This window comes from Pseudomonas sp. RIT409 (assembly GCF_003052515.2).
GTDB lineage: Bacteria > Pseudomonadota > Gammaproteobacteria > Pseudomonadales > Pseudomonadaceae > Aquipseudomonas.
Genome location: NZ_QARE02000032.1, coordinates 1 through 19,604, shown reverse-complemented (window position 1 = coordinate 19,604; position 19,604 = coordinate 1). Strand labels below are relative to the sequence as shown.

The 19,604-nt window shown below is 61.7% G+C and carries 18 protein-coding genes; 10 read left to right on the top strand and 8 right to left on the bottom strand.

The window, feature by feature from the left end; genetic code table 11:
- Nucleotides 1-199 precede the first annotated feature (199 nt).
- Nucleotides 200-1,765: a PAS domain-containing methyl-accepting chemotaxis protein gene (locus tag DBP26_RS25330; RefSeq protein WP_108240375.1), complete on the top strand. Its 1,566-nt coding sequence runs from the start codon at nucleotides 200-202 to the stop codon at nucleotides 1,763-1,765.
- 27 nt (nucleotides 1,766-1,792) lie between these two features.
- Here the strand turns inward: DBP26_RS25330 and DBP26_RS25325 are convergent, their stop codons facing one another.
- Genes DBP26_RS25325 through DBP26_RS25315 form a run of 3 tightly spaced genes read right to left on the bottom strand, consistent with a single transcriptional unit; the run spans nucleotide 1,793 to nucleotide 5,966 of the window.
- On the bottom strand, nucleotides 1,793-3,172 hold the full coding sequence (locus tag DBP26_RS25325; RefSeq protein ID WP_108240376.1) for an MFS transporter: 1,380 nt from the start codon (nucleotides 3,170-3,172) through the stop codon (nucleotides 1,793-1,795).
- A 53-nt stretch (nucleotides 3,173-3,225) separates the two neighbouring features.
- Nucleotides 3,226-4,785, bottom strand: a complete 1,560-nt coding sequence (locus DBP26_RS25320; RefSeq protein ID WP_108240377.1) for an AMP-binding protein — start codon at nucleotides 4,783-4,785, stop codon at nucleotides 3,226-3,228.
- Nucleotides 4,786-4,787: 2 nt separating this feature from the next.
- Nucleotides 4,788-5,966, bottom strand: coding sequence for an acetyl-CoA acetyltransferase (locus tag DBP26_RS25315; RefSeq protein ID WP_108240378.1), 1,179 nt, complete (start codon nucleotides 5,964-5,966; stop codon nucleotides 4,788-4,790).
- Between the two features lie 146 nt (nucleotides 5,967-6,112).
- Here DBP26_RS25315 and DBP26_RS25310 point away from each other — a divergent pair, with 146 nt between their 5' ends.
- On the top strand, nucleotides 6,113-6,685 hold the full coding sequence (locus DBP26_RS25310; protein ID WP_108240379.1) for a LuxR C-terminal-related transcriptional regulator: 573 nt from the start codon (nucleotides 6,113-6,115) through the stop codon (nucleotides 6,683-6,685).
- 68 nt (nucleotides 6,686-6,753) lie between these two features.
- On the opposite strand, the gene DBP26_RS25305 is transcribed toward DBP26_RS25310, so the two are convergent.
- The 3 genes from DBP26_RS25305 to DBP26_RS25295 all read right to left on the bottom strand — a co-directional run bounded on the left by DBP26_RS25305 (nucleotide 6,754) and on the right by DBP26_RS25295 (nucleotide 9,690).
- Nucleotides 6,754-7,128, bottom strand: a complete 375-nt coding sequence (locus DBP26_RS25305; RefSeq protein ID WP_108240380.1) for a response regulator — start codon at nucleotides 7,126-7,128, stop codon at nucleotides 6,754-6,756.
- Between the two features lie 51 nt (nucleotides 7,129-7,179).
- Complete coding sequence (locus tag DBP26_RS25300; RefSeq protein WP_177411137.1) at nucleotides 7,180-8,619, bottom strand: ATPase domain-containing protein; 1,440 nt, start codon at nucleotides 8,617-8,619, stop codon at nucleotides 7,180-7,182.
- Between the two features lie 162 nt (nucleotides 8,620-8,781).
- Nucleotides 8,782-9,690, bottom strand: a complete 909-nt coding sequence (locus tag DBP26_RS25295) for a LysR family transcriptional regulator (RefSeq protein WP_108240381.1) — start codon at nucleotides 9,688-9,690, stop codon at nucleotides 8,782-8,784.
- Nucleotides 9,691-9,819: 129 nt separating this feature from the next.
- Between DBP26_RS25295 and gcl the strand changes: the two genes are divergently transcribed.
- From gcl to DBP26_RS25280, 3 genes are read left to right on the top strand one after another with little or no spacing between them, the layout of a single operon-like run.
- Nucleotides 9,820-11,595: a glyoxylate carboligase gene (gcl, locus tag DBP26_RS25290; protein ID WP_108240382.1), complete on the top strand. Its 1,776-nt coding sequence runs from the start codon at nucleotides 9,820-9,822 to the stop codon at nucleotides 11,593-11,595.
- Between the two features lie 41 nt (nucleotides 11,596-11,636).
- Nucleotides 11,637-12,419, top strand: coding sequence for a hydroxypyruvate isomerase (hyi, locus tag DBP26_RS25285; protein ID WP_108240383.1), 783 nt, complete (start codon nucleotides 11,637-11,639; stop codon nucleotides 12,417-12,419).
- Nucleotides 12,420-12,450: 31 nt separating this feature from the next.
- Nucleotides 12,451-13,353: a 2-hydroxy-3-oxopropionate reductase gene (locus DBP26_RS25280; RefSeq protein WP_108240384.1), complete on the top strand. Its 903-nt coding sequence runs from the start codon at nucleotides 12,451-12,453 to the stop codon at nucleotides 13,351-13,353.
- A 53-nt stretch (nucleotides 13,354-13,406) separates the two neighbouring features.
- On the opposite strand, the gene DBP26_RS25275 is transcribed toward DBP26_RS25280, so the two are convergent.
- Nucleotides 13,407-14,735: an OprD family porin gene (locus DBP26_RS25275; RefSeq protein ID WP_108240385.1), complete on the bottom strand. Its 1,329-nt coding sequence runs from the start codon at nucleotides 14,733-14,735 to the stop codon at nucleotides 13,407-13,409.
- An 833-nt stretch (nucleotides 14,736-15,568) separates the two neighbouring features.
- Here DBP26_RS25275 and copC point away from each other — a divergent pair.
- The 5 genes from copC to DBP26_RS25250 all read left to right on the top strand — a co-directional run bounded on the left by copC (nucleotide 15,569) and on the right by DBP26_RS25250 (nucleotide 18,980).
- Complete coding sequence (copC, locus tag DBP26_RS25270; RefSeq protein WP_108240386.1) at nucleotides 15,569-15,955, top strand: copper homeostasis periplasmic binding protein CopC; 387 nt, start codon at nucleotides 15,569-15,571, stop codon at nucleotides 15,953-15,955.
- Nucleotides 15,956-15,958: 3 nt separating this feature from the next.
- Nucleotides 15,959-16,822 carry a copper homeostasis membrane protein CopD gene (copD, locus tag DBP26_RS25265; protein WP_108240387.1) on the top strand — a complete coding sequence of 288 codons (864 nt, stop codon included), beginning with the start codon at nucleotides 15,959-15,961 and terminating at the stop codon, nucleotides 16,820-16,822.
- 82 nt (nucleotides 16,823-16,904) lie between these two features.
- Nucleotides 16,905-18,014: a bifunctional DNA-binding transcriptional regulator/O6-methylguanine-DNA methyltransferase Ada gene (gene ada, locus DBP26_RS25260; protein WP_108240388.1), complete on the top strand. Its 1,110-nt coding sequence runs from the start codon at nucleotides 16,905-16,907 to the stop codon at nucleotides 18,012-18,014.
- A 46-nt stretch (nucleotides 18,015-18,060) separates the two neighbouring features.
- Nucleotides 18,061-18,507 carry an antitoxin Xre/MbcA/ParS toxin-binding domain-containing protein gene (locus DBP26_RS25255; protein ID WP_256602115.1) on the top strand — a complete coding sequence of 149 codons (447 nt, stop codon included), beginning with the start codon at nucleotides 18,061-18,063 and terminating at the stop codon, nucleotides 18,505-18,507.
- A 20-nt stretch (nucleotides 18,508-18,527) separates the two neighbouring features.
- Complete coding sequence (locus tag DBP26_RS25250) at nucleotides 18,528-18,980, top strand: RES family NAD+ phosphorylase (protein ID WP_256602117.1); 453 nt, start codon at nucleotides 18,528-18,530, stop codon at nucleotides 18,978-18,980.
- On the opposite strand, the gene DBP26_RS25245 is transcribed toward DBP26_RS25250, so the two are convergent.
- On the bottom strand, nucleotides 18,971-19,604 hold a 634-nt coding region (locus DBP26_RS25245), incomplete at its 5' end, for a zinc-binding dehydrogenase (protein ID WP_146752960.1). The two genes, DBP26_RS25250 and DBP26_RS25245, sit on opposite strands and share 10 nt — an antisense overlap.

Below are 19,604 nucleotides of genomic sequence, written 5' to 3'. Positions count from 1 at the left end.
ACTGGTCGAGTGCCCACGCCGCCAGTGGAGCATCCCCTCTCACACTGATCTGTGACCGGCACAGCGTTCATTGCGCGGACGAGGCCGCCGAATGCGACACAATACCCACGTGCCCCCTCGACATCTGTCGCACAAAAATGCTGTGCTACACCTGTTCACACCCTCTCTCGATCCAACCATTTCAGGGATGAAATCGTCCATGCGCATGAACATGCCCGTGACACAACAGGAACGCACTTTCGCAGCCAGCGAGCGCTTGATTTCCACCACCGATCTGAATAGCCACATCACCTATTGCAACGACGCTTTCGTCGCGTTGAGCGGCTTCACGCGGGAGGAGTTGATCGGCCAACCCCACAACCTGGTGCGCCACCCCGACATGCCGCCGTCGGTATTCGCCCATATGTGGGGCACGATCAAGCAGGGCAAGCCTTGGATGGGGGTGGTGAAGAACCGCAGCAAGAATGGCGATTTTTACTGGGTCAGCGCCTACGTCACGCCCATTTACGAAAATGGCAGGATTGCAGGGTTCGAATCCGTCCGGTCCCTGCCGACCCGCGATCAGGTGCGTCGGGCCGAGGCGCTCTACGCCAGGCTGCGCGCGGGTAAGCCAGCCGTTTCATCGCTCGGCACGGCGCACTATCACCTCCTTCGTCAGCTTCCGCTGTTGATCGCCGTCCTGGTGGTCGGCGCGTGCAGTTACCTGCTGCCCGCCCCTGCGACGCTCGCGGTGACACTGCTGACCTTGATCGCCTTGAGCGCCGTACTCCAATGGCGCCAGACGCACACCTTGAAAGCCATCCTCAGCGCCCACCCCAAAGCCTTCGCCGACCCGTTGATTGCCCAGACCTACAGCGACAACCGAGGGCCACAGGCGCAACTGGACCTGGCGCTGCTCAGCGAAGAGGCCCGTTTGCAGACCGCGTTGACCCGGCTGGTGGACGCCGGCGAAAACGTCAAGCAGCGTGCCGGGCAATCCGCGAACCTCTCATCGCGCCAGGCCGAAGCACTGGACCAGCAACGCAACGAGACCGATCAATCGGCAACGGCCATCCACCAGATGGCCGCCACGATCCAGGAAGTCACCCACAACGTACAAAGCACCGCGCACGCCGCTCAGGAGGCCGACAGCCTGGCTCAGCAAGGAAGAGACCTGGCGGACGACAGCCTGTCGGCGATTCGCAACATGGCGCATTCGGTCGGTGAGATCGGCACGGCCGTGGGCGAGCTGGCAGAGGCAACGCAATCGATTGGCAGCGTCGTGGACGTGATCAACGCCATTGCCCAGCAAACCAATCTGCTGGCCCTCAACGCCGCCATCGAAGCGGCACGGGCAGGCGAACAAGGGCGCGGCTTCGCGGTGGTAGCCGATGAGGTGCGCTCACTGGCCTCCCGCACCCAAACGTCCACCGAGCAGATCCAGGGCATCATCGGCGAGCTGCGCGAAGGCGCCCACCGCGCCGTGGCCACCGCCGCGCGGGGCCAGGCCATGTCCCAGGAAAGCGTCAGCAGCGTCGAAGCCGTTCAACAGGCCTTGCGCGGCATCAGTGAGGCGGTGACCCACATCACCGGCATGAGCCAGCAGATGGCTTCGGCGTCGGAGCAGCAAACCCATGTCGCCGAGAGCATCAACCAGCAGATCAGCCGCATCGCGCAGTTGTGCGACCAAAGCGCGGACCAGGCCCAGCAAGGATCGAGTATCAGCCGGGACCTGGAACAAATGGCGCACTATCTGCACAGCCTGGCAGAGCGGTTCAACCGCTGAGTGCTCGGCGCACCGCCCCTCAGCCCCTCAAGACTGCCGTGGCACGGGGCCGGTAACCGGCCCCCTCTGCCGGTCAGTCACTGGTACTGCGGCATGAACGTTGGCCGATGACGCCTGGCCGGCCTGTGTGCAGGCCACAAAGTCTTCCTTGCGCAGGATCGCCAGCGCCACCAGCGACGCCACGCCGGTGCCCACGTAGAAATACCAGGGCGAAGCGATGTCGCCGGTTCGCTGAATCAGCCACGTCGAGATCAACGGCGCACTGCCGCCGAAGGCCGCCACGGGGACGTTGTACGCCACGGCAATACCGGTCGAGCGGATACGGGTGGGCAACAGCTCACTCATCGTGGCGTAGGTAGAGGATGCGTAGAGCCCGAACAGAATGGCCACCGCCATCAGCGGCCAGATGAACGACTCCGGGGTCGCGATCGCCGCCGAGTGGAAAAACCAATACATCGCCAGTGTCGCCAATGTCCCGACCACCATCAGGAACGGCTTGCGTCCGTAACGATCCGTGAACGCCCCGCCCAGCGGCATGACAAAGGCGGCTGCCAGGCTGGCGATAAACACATAGAACAACGTGGTACCGCTGTCGAACTTCAGCAGACGGGACATGTAGGTGGAGGCGAACGTCAACACCAGGTAGAAGATCGAGCTGTGCAGGGTGATGATGAAAAACACCAGTGCAATCGCCCGTTTCCATTGCCAGACCTCGCGCAATGGCGCCTTCGACGTCTCGCCCGCCCGCTGCAGCGCGAGGAATTCCGGGCTGTCTTCCAGCTTCAGGCGGATATACATCGATATCAGGCCCATGGGCCCTGCCAGCAGAAACGGGATGCGCCAGCCCCATGATTGCATCGCCTCCGCGCCCAACCCCCACGTCATGCCGTTGGCCACGGCACCGCCCAGCAACAACCCCAGCACGGCTGTCACCATCAGCCAGCAGGTGGCGAATCCACGTCGGCCGGGGCCGGCATATTCGGAAATGAAGCTGGTGATGGTGCCGATTTCGCCGCCCGCGGAAAATCCCTGGAGGCAGCGGATCAGGATCAACATCACCGGTGCCGCGAGACCGATCGCCGCGTACGTCGGCAACAACCCCAGCAGGCAGGTCGAGCCGGCCATCAGGACCAACACGGTAATCAAGGTTTTGCGGCGCCCGATCCTGTCGGCCAGCGGACCAAAAAACAGGCCGCCCAGCGGGCGAATGAAGAAGCTCAAGGCAAAGGCCGCGAAGCTGCTGAGCAAGCTGGTCATCGGGTCGTCGGAGACGAAAAATGCCTGGCCAATGTACACCGCCAGGAACCCATACACCCCATAGTCGTACCATTCGATCAAGTGGCCGGAAATCGCGCCGACGAACGCGCGACGACGCTGGCGAGCGGGGTTGCGTTGTTGAGTAGCCATTGTTGTATTCCTGTCTTTTGTTGTTATTGAAGGAACCATCAGGGGGCGGCGGATCAGCTCATGGCCAGCGGATCGCTGCGGTTGCGCAGCCTTGCGCGCAGGTCTGTCTTGAGCACCTTGCCATAGCTGTTTTTCGGCAATTCGCTGCAGAACAGGTACTTCTTGGGCTTCTTGAACGAGGCCATGCGGGAAACGAACCAAGCGTTGAGCGCCTCATGGCTCAACGTGCCGTGTTCGCGGGGTACGACGAACGCCACCACCGATTCGCCCCATTCGGCATCCTGTTCGCCGACCACGCAGACCTCGAAGACACCCGGATGCAGCGCGAGCACTTCCTCGACTTCACGGGGGTACACATTGCTGCCCCCGGAAATGATCACGTCCTTGGAGCGGTCGGTCAGGGTCAGGTAGCCGTCGGCATCCAGGTACCCGATGTCGCCGGTATACAGCCAACCGTCCACTCGCGTTTCGGCGGTCGCGGCTTCGTTGCGCCAGTAACCTTGCATGACCGTCGCGCCACGCACGGCAATTTCACCGGGCTGGCCATGGGGCAATGGCTGACGCTGCCCATCGACCACGCGGATCTCGACGCACGACTGCACCGTCCCGACCGAGGCCGCCCGCCTTTCCCACTGCGGATGGGCCCGGTCGGCGATGGCCTCCCGGCTCAACGCGCTGACCGTCATCGGGCTCTCGCCCTGACCGTAGATCTGCACCAGTCGGGGGCCGAAGACGTCCAGCGCCTGCTGCAGATCGGCCAGGTACATCGGTGCGCCGCCGTAGACGACGGTCTTGAGGCCCTCTCCGGAATAACCGTGCTCACGAGCGCCTTCAACCATGCGCTTGACCATCGTCGGCGCGGCGAACAGGGTGACCTGACCCAGCGCCATCGCCAGCTCGAACACCTCCGTCGCCTTGAACCCCCGCGACACCGGCACGACGTGGCGTGCGCCATGGCGGACATGGATGAAGTTGTACAACCCCGCACCGTGTGACATGGGCGCGGCGTACACCACAGCGTCGCCGGCGTCGACCCGGTCGACGTCAACCGGGTAACACAGCGACATCGCGGTCAAGTTGCCGTGGGACAACATCACCCCCTTGGATTGGCCGGTGGTGCCGGAGGTGTAAAACAGCCACGCCAGGTCGTCGACGTCGCGCGGTACCGGATGCTGGAGGCCATCGATTACTTGGCGTTCGAGCGGTCGCACCCACTCAGCCTCGTTTGGCAGCAGGCCGTCACGCTCGCGGCAGCGTTCAGGCAACACGGCCGGCGGAAAGGTCTGGCCCTCGTCAGTGAACACCACGCGCGCTTCGGCGTTGCCCAGAATCCACGCTGCCTCGGCGACATGCAGTTTGCAGTTGATCGGCACCGCCACGGCCCCGGCCCACCAGATCGCGTAGAGCAATTCGAGATAGTCACAGCTGTTCTTCATGAACAACGCAACGCGATCACCCGGACGCACGCCGTCCCACTCCATCAGGCTCAGCGCGCGAACCTTTGACCGGGCAGCGAATTCGGCATAATCCGCCACCTGCCGGGCGCCCTGGAACAGCGCGGGGCGGTCCGGCCACCGGGAGGCGGACTGATCCAGCCAATTGGCAATGTTCATCCTCAGGCCCTCCGCGCTTGCAACACCGTGGCGTAATTGGCTACGGCCATCCCGCCCATGTTGAAGACCAGCCCGAACTCCGCGTAGGGCACGCCCAGCCCGATCGGCTCGCCAGTCAACTGACGGAACGCGAGCGCATGCATCGACACACCCGTGGCGCCGACGGGATGCCCCTTGGCCTTCAGGCCGCCGGAAAGGTTGACCGGGAGCCGGCCGCCCGGCAGGACAATGCCCTCATCCAACGCCCGATGCCCTTCCCCTCTTGGCGCCAGGCCCATGGCTTCGTAGATCAGCAATTCAGCGATGGTGAAGCAGTCGTGCACTTCGGCGAAGTGCAGGTCCGTCAGCGTGACGCCGGCGGCATTCAACGCGCCCTGAATGGCGCGCTGCGGCCCTTCGAAAGCCAGTATGTCCCGCTGGGCAATCGGCAGCAGGTCGTTGACCTGCCTGGTGCCACGCACTTGCACCTCTCGGCGGAATTGCCGTGCACGGGCTGGCGACGCCAGGATCACCGCGGCGGCGCCGTCGCTGATCAGCGAGCAATCGCTCAAACGCAGCGGCGCAGCAATCACCGGATTGCGCTCGGACACCGTGTTGCAATGCTCGAACGTCATCGCCCGATGCATGTGGGCCAAGGGGTTGTGCAGTGCGTTGTCGTGGTTTTTCGCGGCGATCACCGCCATGGCGGCAAGGGGATCCTGATAGCGGCTCTGATAGCGGGCTGCGGCCACGCCGAACACCTGAGGAAAGCTCAGCGCGGCCTCTTCCACATCGTTCTGGTAGCCAGCACCGGCCAGCGCGCGGGTGACCTGAGCGGTCGAGTTGTCGGTCATTTTCTCGGCGCCGACCACCAGTACCAGCTCCGCCGCCCCGGAAAGAATCGCCTGGATGCCCGCGTGCAAGGCGGCCGAACCCGAGGCGCAAGCGTTCTCGCAACGGGTGGCAGGCTTGAAGCGCAATGCCGGGTCGGCTTGCATCACCAGCGAAGCGGGGAAACCATCGGGCACCATGCCGGAATTGAAATGGCCGAGGAATATCGCGTCGATCTCGCTGGCATCGATCGCCGCGTCCTCCAACGCTTCGCGGCTTACCTGGACGATCAGGTCTTCCAGCGTCAGGCCGTCCAGGCGTCCGAACCGGCTGTGACCGGCGGCAACGATGGAAACGGAGTCTTGAGTCATTGTTATGCTCCTGCGCAATCAGCGAAGTCTTACAATGACCCACGACAAAGCCCGCTCACCAGTTCGTGCAACTACGTATAGGGATCCGTAGTCGGCCTGACGGATACTGGTTCGGGCGAACGAGAAAAACAGAGCGAGTGCGCGACATGAGAGCCCCGGCCGATCAACTTCAAGACCTGGAGCGTCTGGCGTTTCAGGTATCGCCTGCGCCTCAGGTGATCACCGGCAATCGACGGATGCTGGACTTCAACGACGCCTTCCTGAAGCTGTTCGGCTACCAGCGTGACGACCTCGCCGATCAATTGATTCTCAAACTGTACCCGTCGCAGGCGGACTACCAAGCCATCGGCGAGCGCAGCCTGAGCTGGCTGCGCAACGCTCGCAACGGGGCGTACTCTGACGAACGCTTCATGCAGCATCGCAGCGGCGAGGTGTTCTGGGCTCGGGCCAATGGCTACACCCTGACGCCGGAGGAGCCGTTCGCCTTGATGGTCTGGCATTTCGAGCGAATGGACCGGACGTTTCGCCCCACGGTCAACCTGACACCGCGGGAGCGGGAAATTTCGGCCCACATCGTCAACGGGCTGACCTGCAAGGAAGTGGCGCGCAAACTGTCGATCTCGCACCGCACGGTCGAGGTGCACCGTGCCCGCTTGATGAAGAAGCTTCAGGCTCGGAACAGTGCCGAACTGGTGTCGAAGATCATTGTGCTGCGTTGACGCAGGTGCCCCGGCTCACTCGGCCCCGCCATCAGCCGGACTTTCGGCCCTCAGCGTGCCATTGCCGTTCAATGCGGCCCCGGGCCGGGTCCCAACAGCGCCTTCACCCGAGTCAGAACGACCTGCAGATCAAAAGGTTTGTCGAACACTTCCACGAACAGATCAGGCCGCGCCAGGCCCAGATGCGCCTGCGCGCCGCTCATCAGCATGATTGGCAACGTCGACAGGGTCTTGTGCCCGCGCACCGCTTCAGCCAGTTCAATGCCGTTCATGCCCGGCATCATGTAGTCGGTGATGATCAAGTGCGGGCGCTCCCGCTCCAGAATGCTCAACGCTCGCTGGCCACTGCCCGCGGTAACGGTCAGATAGCCCTCGTCTTCAAGCGCGAAGCTCAGGATGTCGGCGATCAGGTACTCGTCGTCGACAATCAGAATCGTGCTCATAGCGGTCTCGGTCCGATCGACCCGGTGCACACCGGGTCGCAACCTCGCCCATCACACGTAATTGGTATCACCAAGGGCATCGAAATGAACCTTTTTCACGTCCAGACCCTGATTGCCGATCACTACTTCCAGCAAGGCGGGGTCGTAGGGGTTGTCTCTGATTTTGAGAATCGACAGTTGCCGCTTCAGCTCAGCCGGCTCCTGAACGAAACGCAGCAGCAGAAGATTGTCGACGATACCTGACAGGTCCGGCGCCGGAGCATCGATTTCACCGCCCAGCAAGCTGCGGACTTCCCAGGACGCCAGAACCGTGACATTACGGGCACGCAGCTCGCTCATCAGCGCGGTGTACAAATCCAGTACCCGGCTTTTGTCGGCCGCCGCGCGGCCCATGCCACCCAGACTGTCGAGGAAGACCCGTTTGATGGACTTTTCTTCGACGGTGCGCAGCAACTCCAACGCCACCTTGTCGATCAGTTCGGTGGTGATGGATTTCCACATGAGGGTCAATGCGCCGGACTGTTCCATCGCCGGGAAGTCCAGCCCCAGGGCGGCGGCTTTGAGGCGCACGCGTTGGGGTGATTCGTAAAAACCGAAATGCAGGCCGGGTTCCTGGGGAGTGGACTGCCCGAGAAACGACAGGCCGAAACAGGTCTTGCCCGAGCCAGAGGGGCCGACCAGCAGAGTGACGGACGATGTCGTCAGGCCGCCGCCGATCAGCGGGTCCAGACTGGGCAGGCCGCTGGGGATCAGCGTGAACCGGTCGCTATCGCGCATTGCGGAATAGGTGATGGTGCTCTCCAGACGCGGATAGACCACCAGTCCGTCGTCAGTGATTTCACACTCATGCGCGCCGGGAATGGCGCCGCTGCCACGGGTCTTGCGCATCTTGATGCGACGAATCGACCGGGAACCCACCAGTTCTTCGCCCAACTCCAATACGCCATCGACCATGGTGTGCTCGGGGCTGCCGTCGTCCAGTTGCGAGCTGGTGAGGAAGAACACGGTGCATCCGGCAAACGCCGCATGGCCCTGCAATTCGGAAATGAAACGCTTGGTGTTCAACGACGAGTCGGCCTTGGATCGAGCATTGAGCAGGCCGTCGAGAATCATCACAGTGGACTTCTGACGGAAGATCTCCCGGCGCAGCAGCTTGACCACTTCCTCCAGCCCGTCGTTTTCCATGGTGTCGAACGCACTGACGAACTGGATCTGGTCGCCAATCCGATCGCGGTCGAAAAAGCTCAGCGTCGAAAGAAACTGAAACAACCGTTCATGGGGTTCCGCCAACAAGGTGGCGAACAGCACACGCCCCCCCGAACGGGCATGGTTGAAGCCGATCTGGTTGGCCAGGATCGTCTTGCCCGACCCTGGCCGCCCTTGAATGATGTATGAAGACCCGGCGACGAAGCCGCCCTTCAGCAGCTCGTCCAAACCTGGAATTCCGCTCTGAAGGCGTTGTAGCTGATTCAAATGTGCTTCCTCCGCCATTGTTCGTCAGCGGTGCGTACGATTGCGCACGACGAAAAGCGCATTCTTCCGTGTTTGGCGTGTCTTTCCAAGAACAATCATTCATCGTGCATCACGCGACGGGCGATCGCGACGTCGCGGACCTCGCGACAGCGACCAGACCGCCTCCGCCAGCGCCGCGATTCATGCCTGTTGCCAGTACCCTTCTCGGTTATACACCTCTTTGAGGAAGGCGATGAAGAATCGCACCTTGGCGGGCAAATAATGCTGCTGAGGATACACCCCCTGAATGTCGTAGCTGGGCAACGCATACTCATCGAGTACCGTCACCAGCGCCCCGCTTTCCAACTCGTTCTGAATCTCCCAGGTGGATCGCCAGCAGAGCCCCAACCCTTGTTTGGCCCAGTCGTATAACAACTCACCGTCATTGCAATAGAGGTTGCCGGCTACCTTGATCGCGACCTGTTTGCCGTCGCGCTGAAACGTCCAGCCGCGATGCTGGCCGCCCTGGAGGTTGAACGACAAGCAATTGTGCCCCGCCAGGTCTTCCAGGGTCAGCGGCAGGCCATGGGCTGCGAAATACGCCGGTGATCCGCAAACCACCCGTTTATTGGCGAACAACTTGATTGCCACGTAGTTGGGGTCGAGCACTTCGCCGATGCGAATGCTCATGTCGTAGCCCTCGCGGACCAAATCGACCACGTTATCCGTGAGGTTGAACGACAGTTGCAGGTCGGGGAACCGTGCCTGGAATTCCGGCGCATGGGGCGCCACATGCTGGCGCCCGAACCCCGCGGGAGCGGAGACGACCAGGTGCCCGCGTACGCTGCTTTCATTTTCGCTGATGCTGGCGTCCAGCTCTTCGAAGGCCTGCAACACCGTCTTGGCGGTCTCCAGGTACGACTCCCCCGCATCGGTGAGCGTCAGGCCGCGGGTGGAGCGGTGAATCAGCTTCACCCCCAGCCGCGCCTCCAGCGCACTCAGTCGCCTGCCCATGATGACGGGGGTCACCCCCTCGACCAGTGCTGCGGCGGCAAAACTGCCCTGGGTGGCGACAAGGACGTAGCTGCGAACCTCTGTGTAACGGTCCATCCGATACTCCTGATATCGACAGAACTGCCATAAGCGGCAATTCCCAAACACTTCAAATCAAATCAGGCTAGCTACGTACAAAAGATACCGAGCCCATAACAACAATCAACCCGTTCAGGAGACTAACAAATGCCCCTCATGAGAGCCATCGAAGCCGCGGTTCTGGTGATGCGTCGCGAAGGGGTCGATACCGCATTCGGTATTCCCGGCGCCGCCATCAACCCGCTGTACGCGGCGTTCAAGAAAATCGGCGGCATCGACCACGTGCTGGCCCGTCACGTCGAGGGCGCGTCACACATGGCCGAGGGCTACACCCGAGCCATTGCGGGCCACATCGGCGTCTGCGTCGGCACATCGGGTCCGGCCGGCACCGACATGATCACCGGCCTTTACTCGGCGTCCGCCGACTCGATCCCGATCCTGTGCATCACCGGGCAGGCGCCCCGCGCGCGCCTGCACAAGGAAGACTTCCAGGCCGTGGACATCGCCGCCATCGCCTCGCCGGTGGCCAAATGGGCCACCACGGTCATGGAGCCGGGTCAGGTCCCCTACGTCTTCCAGAAAGCCTTCCAACTGATGCGCAGCGGGCGACCCGGGCCAGTGCTGATCGACCTGCCGTTCGACGTGCAGATGGCGGAGATCGAATTCGACATCGACGCCTACGAGCCGCTGCCGATCGCCAAACCTCAGGCCAGTCGCACGCAAATCGAGAAAGCGCTGACCCTGCTCAACGCCGCGCAGCGACCGCTGATCGTCGCCGGCGGCGGCATCATCAACGCCGACGCGTCGGACGCTTTGGTGGAATTCGCCGAGCTGACTGGCATTCCGGTGATCCCGACGTTGATGGGCTGGGGCGCGATTCCTGACGACCATCCGCAGATGGCCGGGATGGTTGGCCTGCAGACGTCACACCGCTATGGCAACGCCACCTTGCTGGCATCGGACCTGGTGCTGGGTATCGGCAACCGCTGGGCTAACCGACACACCGGTACCGTGTCGGTGTACAGCGAGGGCCGCACCTTTATCCACGTCGATATCGAGCCGACGCAGATCGGTCGCGTGTTGATGCCCGACCTGGGCATCGTGTCCGACGCGGGAGCTGCGCTGGCGATGTTTTTGGAGGTCGCGCGTGAATGGCACACCGCAGGGAAACTGAAGAACCGTGCCGAGTGGCTCGCCAGTTGTCAGGCGCGCAAGCGCACGATGCAGCGCAAGACGCACTTCGACGACGTGCCGGTCAAGCCGCAGCGGGTGTACGAAGAGATGAACCGGTACTTCGGCAAGGACACCTGTTACGTCAGCACCATCGGTTTATCGCAGATCGCAGGGGCGCAGTTTCTTCATGTCTACAAGCCGCGTCATTGGATCAACTGCGGTCAGGCGGGCCCGCTGGGCTGGACCATTCCCGCGGCACTGGGCGTGGTCAAGGCCGACCCGCGCCGGCGTGTGGTGGCGCTCTCCGGTGACTACGACTTTCAGTTCATGATCGAGGAACTGGCCGTGGGCGCGCAGTTCAAGCTGCCGTACATCCATGTCGTGGTGAACAATTCTTACCTGGGCCTGATCCGCCAGGCGCAGCGCAACTTCGACATCGATTATTGCGTGCAGCTCTCGTTCGACAACGTCAATGCGCCGGAACTGGAAGGCTACGGCGTGGACCACGTCGCCGTCGCCGAGGGCCTGGGCTGCAAGGCACTGCGCGTCACCGACCCGGCGCACATCCAGGCCGCGTTCGCCGAAGCCTCGACCTTGATGCAGCAGCACCGCGTGCCGGTGGTGGTCGAGGTGATCCTCGAACGCGTCACGAACATCGCCATGGGCACCGAAATCAACGCCATCAACGAATTCGAATCGCTGGCCGAAACCGGCGCCGACGCCCCGACCGCCGTCAGCCTGCTGGACTGACCGCTGAAACGGCACCCAACCCGCAAGAAAAGGAGCACGCCATGCCACGTTTCTGCGCCAACCTGTCCATGCTGTTTACCGAGCTGGACTTTCTGCAACGCTTCCAAGCCGCCGCCAACGCTGGCTTCAGCGCAGTGGAGTATCTGTTTCCTTATGACTTCAGTTCGGCGCACATCAAAGCCGAGCTGGACGCCCACGGCCTGAAGCAGGTGCTGTTCAACCTGCCCGCCGGGGATTGGGCCAAGGGTGAACGCGGCATCGCCTGCCACCCGGACCGCGTCGAAGAGTTCTATGCCGGCGTCGATCTGGCGATTGCCTACGCCAAAGTGCTGGGCAACACCCAGATCAACTGCCTGGCCGGCATAAAACCTCAAGGCTTCGACGACGCACTGATCGAAAAGACCTTCGTCGACAACCTCAGGTACGCGGCCGACCGGCTGCAGGCCAACGGCATCGACTTGGTCATGGAAATGATCAACACCCTCGACATTCCGGGGTTTTACCTGACCAGTACCGCCCAGGCGCTGGCCATACGCGACCGGGTCGGCAGCCGCAATCTGTCCCTGCAGTACGACATCTACCACATGCAGATCATGGAGGGTGACCTGGCCCGGACCCTGGAGAAGAACCTGCCGGTGATTCGCCATGTGCAACTGGCGGACAACCCCGGTCGCCACGAGCCAGGCACCGGCGAGATCAACTTCGGATTTCTGTTCGCCCACCTGGACCGCCTGGGCTACCGCGGCTGGATCGGCTGCGAATACAAACCGCTGACCAGCACCGAAGCCGGGCTGGGCTGGCTCAAGACCCATAACCTGATCTGAAACGCCTGAATTGAAAAGAGAGGAACGTCACATGGCTAACATCGGTTTTATCGGCACCGGCATCATGGGCCAGCCCATGGCGGACAACCTACAGAAAGCAGGGCATCGACTGATCCTGTCCAGCCACTTCATCGCACCGCCCGAGGCCCTGGTAGACGGCGGCGCCACGGTGTTGAACAACCCCCGTGAAGTCGCCCAGGAAGCGGAATTCATCATCGTCATGCTGCCCGACACCCCCCAGGTCGACGACGTACTGTTCGGCGAAAATGGCCTGAGCGAAGGGACCGGCCCCGGCAAGGTCGTGATTGACATGAGCTCGATCTCCCCCTCCGCCACCAAGCGCTTTGCCGAACGCATCACGGCCACGGGCGCGCAGTACCTCGACGCGCCGGTTTCCGGCGGCGAAGTGGGCGCCAAGGCGGCGACGCTCAGCATCATGGTCGGCGGCGAGCCCGGTACTTTCGAGCGCGCCTTGCCACTGTTTCAGGCCATGGGCAAGAACATCACCCTGGTCGGCGGCAACGGCGATGGCCAGACGGCCAAAGTGGCGAACCAGATCATCGTTGCATTGAACATTCAGGCGGTGGCCGAAGCGCTGCTGTTCGCGGCCAGGAACGGTGCCGATCCGGCCAAGGTCAGGGAAGCACTGATGGGCGGTTTCGCGTCGTCGAAGATTCTGGAAGTTCATGGCGAACGCATGATCAAAGGCACCTTCGATCCCGGCTTCCGGATCGCCCTGCATCAGAAGGATCTGAACCTGGCGTTGGAAGGCGCGAAAGAGTTGAGCCTGAACCTACCCAACACGGCCAATGCTCAACAGGTGTTCAGCACCTGTGCTGCCCTGGGCGGCAGTGGTTGGGACCACTCTGGATTGATCAAGGGGCTGGAGCATATGTCGAACTTCTCGATCCGGGCCGGCCAGACCGCGGATTGAGGGTGACAGCGCCAGGCGTCTCGTGCGAGCGCCTGGCGTCGTGAGCGTGGGAATCAGAACACGTTGATCGGGTAATCCGCAATCAGGCGCAGTTCGTTGTTGTCGCCCTCTGCCTGATCGGCGTTGGCACGGTGGAAGGACTGACGCATGCGCAGCGACAGATCCTTGGCCGGACCGGACTGCACGACATACTTGGCTTCAATGTCGGTCTCGTGGTGCTTGCCGTCGTCGCCGTACCCATAGTTGACATAGGTACTGTTGGCCGGCATGTGAGAACCGTCGATGTTGTCGCCGGTGATGTAACGCGCCATGAAACTCAGCCCCGGCACGCCGTAGCTGGCCATGTTCAAGTCATATCGAGCTTGCCAGGATTTCTCGCCAGGACCGTTGAAGTCGGAATATTGCACAGAGTTGGCGAGGAAGATGGAGTCCGCGGTATCGCCTGGGCCGTTAATACCGAAAGCCACGTAGTCAAAAGGCGTATCGCCATGCACTTTCTGGTACGCCAGGGTCAAGGTGTGAGCGGTCAGGAAGGAATACGCCGCTGCCATCGACCACGTGGTGTTACTGATGTCGCCGGCCTTGGCGGAGCCTTCATCATTGGTGCGATAGATATTGAAATCCAGGTTGACGGACTGCGCGTCGGTAATAGCCTGGGTGTAGTTGATATTGGCGTAGTACTGGTCCCATACATCCTTCAGATTGGAGGCGTACAAGCTGGCTGTCAGGTTGTCGCTGAAAGCATATTTACCGCCGGCGTAATCGATGCTTGACGCCGTGACGCCCGCATAAGAGGCGTAGATATCGTGATCGTGATTGGTGGTGACCGGTCCGTTGCCACCGGTGAAATGCCCACCATCGAGTTCAAGCCCGGCGATGTCGCTGCTCAGCAGGTTGAAGCCCGTCGCGGTCTGCGGGAACAGCCGCGAACCGCCCGCGGCGAAAACGGGCGCGGTGGGCATCAGGTCGCCGTAGCGCAGTTCGGTCTTGGAAATGCGCATCTTGATGGCGCCGCCGGCGGTGCCGTATTCGTCTTCGGGGTTGCCATGGCTGTCGACCGGCAGGTTCCCGGTACCCGTGGTGCCGCCACCGCCATCGAGCTTGATGCCCCAGTAGCCGTAGGCGTCGACGCCAAAACCGACGGTGCCTTGGGTGAACCCTGAGCTGAAATTACCCAGTACCCCCTGCGTCCAGTCCTTGCGGTCAGGCGCGTGATCTCTGACGTCTCGGTTGAAATAGTAGTTCTTCAAGTGCACGGTCAGGCTGCTGTCTTCGACGAAGCCTTTGGCGTCGGCCTGATCGCTGACGACCCCCGCCGATGCCCATTGGCTCACGCCCAGCGAAACCGCCAGCGTTACGAGGTTCCACTTCACAAACGTCATTGTTATCCCCTGTCTCAATTAAGAACCACGTTTCACAATCCTGAGATAAAGGGCTTCCCCCTGAGTTCAGGCGAAATATGAAACGGTGGAAATCGCGCTACGGCAGATGGGCTGAAAATATCGATACCGTAATCAATTCTCACGGCAATACCACAGGCTTCGGGCCTGTTTCTTTATGATTCAGTGAGACGCCATGCGCCCCCTGTTTACCCGGTGTGCTCCACCGGCTAAAGTTTTTTAACACTTTTCCGACGAATGAATCCTCAACGGGAGGTGATAGTCACTATCGATTTTCGTAATAGTTTGAAACTTCCTATCGGTGTTACCGTTGTCGTCGATGAAGCACACGACTCCATTACCTGATGAATCCGCAGCATCAGGTCATTGAATCTTGCTCCACTTCATCATTCCTTTGGTAAGACTTTTTCAGCCACCTCACGCCTGTGCGGTGGCTTTTTTATTTAAATAATTATTCATTTTCAATAAAGCCCAGATTGATTTATAGGGTGCTTCTCAATACTCCCCTGCCGCTAATACCCCACGCTTTAATCCGGTTATTGTGCAGAATCAGGCAAGTTCAGTTGAGTTAACTTTTCTTCATGTTATCCATCCGTCGTGTTATTCCGCCGGCCTTGGAAATCCCCCCATCGACACTCCACCGCAGACCAAACACACTCTGCTCCCCCTCAAACCGATCGGCGTCGAGCGGCCGACGAAACGGATATTGGCTGGAGTCGGCGCACGGTTTCTGGTCTAGTAACGCTCCATTTTGTCGAAATCGGCGCGCGTCGTTCTGTCACGGACGTTGCAGCCGTCATTGCAAAGGTGCCTGGATGCCTGATCATCGCTTGAAAATCGCCCTGACCTGCCTGCCATTGCTGGCCAGTTTCGCTTCGTCCTCTGCATTTGCCCATGCCCATCTGGAGAGCCAGCAGCCTGCTGCAGATAGCGAGGTCACGTCGCCAAAGGAGCTGCGCTTGAATTTCTCGGAAGGGGTTGAGGACACGTTCACCAAAGTCGCCATCAGCCGAGATCGCCCGGGCGACACTACCGAAATCATCCAGACGCAAAGCATCGCCACCGATCCGGCCGACAAGAAAGTGCTCATCGTCGTCCCCTCCGTGCCGCTGGCCCCGGGCAAGTACAAGGTCGAATGGCACGCGGTGTCCGTCGACACCCATAAAAGCGAAGGTCTCTACCGCTTCACCGTCACGCCCTGACCCATGCACGAAGGACTGATTCTGTGCCGATTCCTGCATTTCGGCGCCGTATCGCTGCTGTTCGGTTGCAGCGTGTTTCGGCACGTGCTGTTCCGGTCCCGCTTACCCGGGTTTGAAGTCAGCCCGGCGCGCGTACGTCTCGACCGCGCGCTCAACCGCCTGGTGGTGCTCGCTTTGCTCAGCGCCGTCGGCTGGCTGATGCTGACCGCCGCCAGTATGACGGGTGACTGGCAGGATGCTTTTTCGCTGAATACCCATCGCTTGGTGCTGAGCCACACGTTTTTTGGTCGTATCTGGTGCCTTCATCTGCTGCTCTGCGGGCTATTACTGCTCCTCGGGCAGAAACTCGCGCCGCTGCCCAGGCTGTCGATCAGCGCCCTACTCTTGTTCACGTTGGCACCCGTTGGCCACGGCGCGATGTTCGATGGCACGCAGGGTGCCTTGCTGATCCTCAATCAGGCCGTGCACTTGGCCAGCACCGCGAGCTGGCTGGGTGGCCTGCTGATGCTGGCTGTCCTGCTCACGAGCCGCTCCGAGATCGATGTTCGACGTGTACTGATCCGCTTCAGTGGCATCGGGTACGCACTGGTGGCGCTGATCGTCACCACGGGCATGATCAACGTTTGGGCGTTGAGTGGCGGTTTCTGGCCAGACCCACCGTTCGCAGGATTCGGCCAGGTACTGACGGTCAAAGTCGCCATGGTGCTCTGCATGCTCACGTTGGCCGGCCTCAATCGCCGCCTGGCACGGGCGCCGAGGATGAACATTTCGTTGCTAAGCCGGAGCATCGTGTTGGAGGGCCTGTTTGGCGCTGCCGCATTGATCGCGGTCTCGCTTTTGGGCACCCTTCCCCCCATGTCGGGCTGAATTCGAGCGCAAGAGTCGGAGTTTCACGGGAGCGCCCCCAGACTATTGTGTGAGCTCAGCAGGCTTTCCAAAGGAATCGACCATGGCCCCGCGCACCCTTCAGCCCCTCGCCCCCCGCACAGAAGACGACCCTCGCTGGGCTTCCGTGCTGGCACGGGACCCGGCCGCGGACGGGCGCTTCGTCTACGCCGTACGCACGACGGGCATCTACTGCCGCCCGAGCAGCGTGTCACGCTTGCCGCGCCCGGAAAACGTGGTCTTTTTCGACAATGCCGAACAAGCCGAGGCGGCGGGCTACCGCCCCAGTAAGCGCGCGAGCGGCGATCAGACGCAGTTGATGGAGCATTACACTGTCCTGGTCCAGCAGGCCTGCCGACGCATCGCCGAAGCAGAGCAGCCATTGAGCCTCAATGAACTGGCCGCCCATGCAGGCATGAGCCCCTGGCATTTTCACCGGGTGTTCAAGGCCGTCACCGGCGTCACGCCGAAAACTTGGGCCAATGGGCACCGGGCCGACAAGGTCCGCACTCGGTTGGCCGACCGGTGCAGCATCACCGAGGCCATGTACGACGCTGGGTTCAATTCCAACAGTCGGTTCTACGCCGCCACTGATCAACTGCTGGGCATGACGCCGTCAGACTATCGAAATGGCGGTGGCAAGGACGCGATTCACTTCGCCATTGGCGAATGCTCGCTCGGGTCGATTCTTGTCGCGCAAAGTGTGCGCGGGATCTGCGCCATTCTGCTGGGGGACGATCCCGAACGACTGCTGATCGATCTGCAAGACCAGTTTCATGCTGCGACATTGATCGGTGACGACCCGGACTTTGCCCGCGTGGTCGCACAGGTCGTGGGGTTCGTCGAGGCGCCGGGGCTGGGCCTCGACCTGCCGCTGGATCTACGGGGAACCGCCTTTCAGCAGCGGGTGTGGCAGGCGCTGAAGGACATTCCCCCTGGCGCCACCGCCAGTTACGCGGACATCGCGAAACGCATCGGGGCGCCCACCTCGTTTCGCGCAGTGGCGCAAGCCTGCGGAGCCAATCACCTGGCCGTCGCCATCCCCTGCCATCGCGTGGTCCGCAGCGACGGGGCGTTGTCAGGCTATCGCTGGGGTGTGGAACGCAAGCGCCGCCTGCTTGAGCGTGAAACACAGGCAACCTCAGGTAACAGCTTAGGCCTTGAGAAAACGTGACAGGGGCGTAGTTTCGGGTCGAAATTTCCGACACGGGAGTATGGACGTGCCTAGCCTATTTCAACCGTCGATCACCGCTGCACCTGCTTTCTGGCTGATCGCCGATCAGCTCGATACGCGCAACGAAACCGAACGTCTGGCGTATATCCGAAGCGGCTTTCCCCCTGGCTGGGTCAAGGCGATACGGGCCGCATTTCAACTGAGCAACAGGCAACTGGAGACGCTGCTCAACGCCTCGATGTCGACGCTGGAACGTCGCCTGAAACAGCGACGGCCGCTGGACGTCGTCAGCTCCGAACGTGTCGATCGCATCGCCTCGTTGGCCATGCGTGCTGCCGAGGTGTTCAATGATCAGTTGACGGCGCAACGCTGGATCATGAGCGAGAATCCAGCGCTGAACGACCAAACGCCTCTCACGCTGTGTGAAACCGAAATCGGCGCCATGCAGGCGCGGCGAGTCCTGGCGGCACTGGCACACGGAGGGGCGGCCTGATGCACGCCTGGAGACTCGCCATGGCCGACGCTATATTCGACTTCTCCGGTAAAGGGGCGGCGCAATTCGGAGGGCGCTGGAATTACCCTGAGCACCCTGCGCTGTACCTGGGACTGACTCCAGCGACCTGCGTGTGGGACACGACCTGGATGGCCGGCCATCTGCCGCGTCTGCCATTGAAACTGATGCACCTGCGACTGCCGGCCACCCCTGAGTTGTACCTGGAGTTGACGGCAGCGCAGTTGCCCAAAGACTGGGACGCTTTGCCAGCAGACAGGCCGAGCATGACGCTTGGCAGTGAATGGCTGGCCAAGGGCGAACACTTGGGATTGATCGTACCATCGGCCACCCTGGAACAGGTCCGCTGGCTGATGATCAATCCCAGGCACCCCGCCTGCGACCGAATCCAGGTGCTGCAGGTCACCGACTTCGTCTGCGGCCGCCCGCAGCGTTCGAGGGCGCTTCAGCGCTGAGTATCGACCACGACCCGCCCGCGCACCTCGCCAGCCATCAAACGATGGGCCGTCTCGATCACGTCTGACAAACCAATGGGGTGGGTGATCAAGGCGAGTGCCGCAGGGTCGAGGTCTTTAGCCAGGCGGTCCCAAGCCCGAATGCGGTCTTCACGCGGCCGCATCACGCTGTCGATTCCTGCCAGGGTCACCCCGCGCAGGATGAACGGTGCGACCGAGGCAGGAAAATCCATGCCTTGCGCCAGGCCGCAGGCGGCAACGGTGCCCCAATAGCGGGTGCTGGCACAGATGTTCGCCAATGTGTGACTGCCCACTGAATCGATGGCACCTGCCCAGCGCTCTTTGGCCAGCGGCCGCCCCGGCTCGGCGAGGGTTGCCCGATCGATGATCTCGGCGGCACCCAGTCGCTTGAGGTAGTCGGCTTCGCTCAGGCGCCCGGTCGAGGCGACGACGCGATAACCCAGCCGGGCCAGGATCGCGATGGAAAAACTGCCTACGCCCCCGTTCGCGCCAGTGACCAGCACCTCGCCCTTGTCAGGCGTCACGCCGTTCCTTTCCAACGCCATGACCGCAAGCATCGCGGTGTAACCCGCCGTGCCAATGGCCATGGCTTGCTCTGTCGAG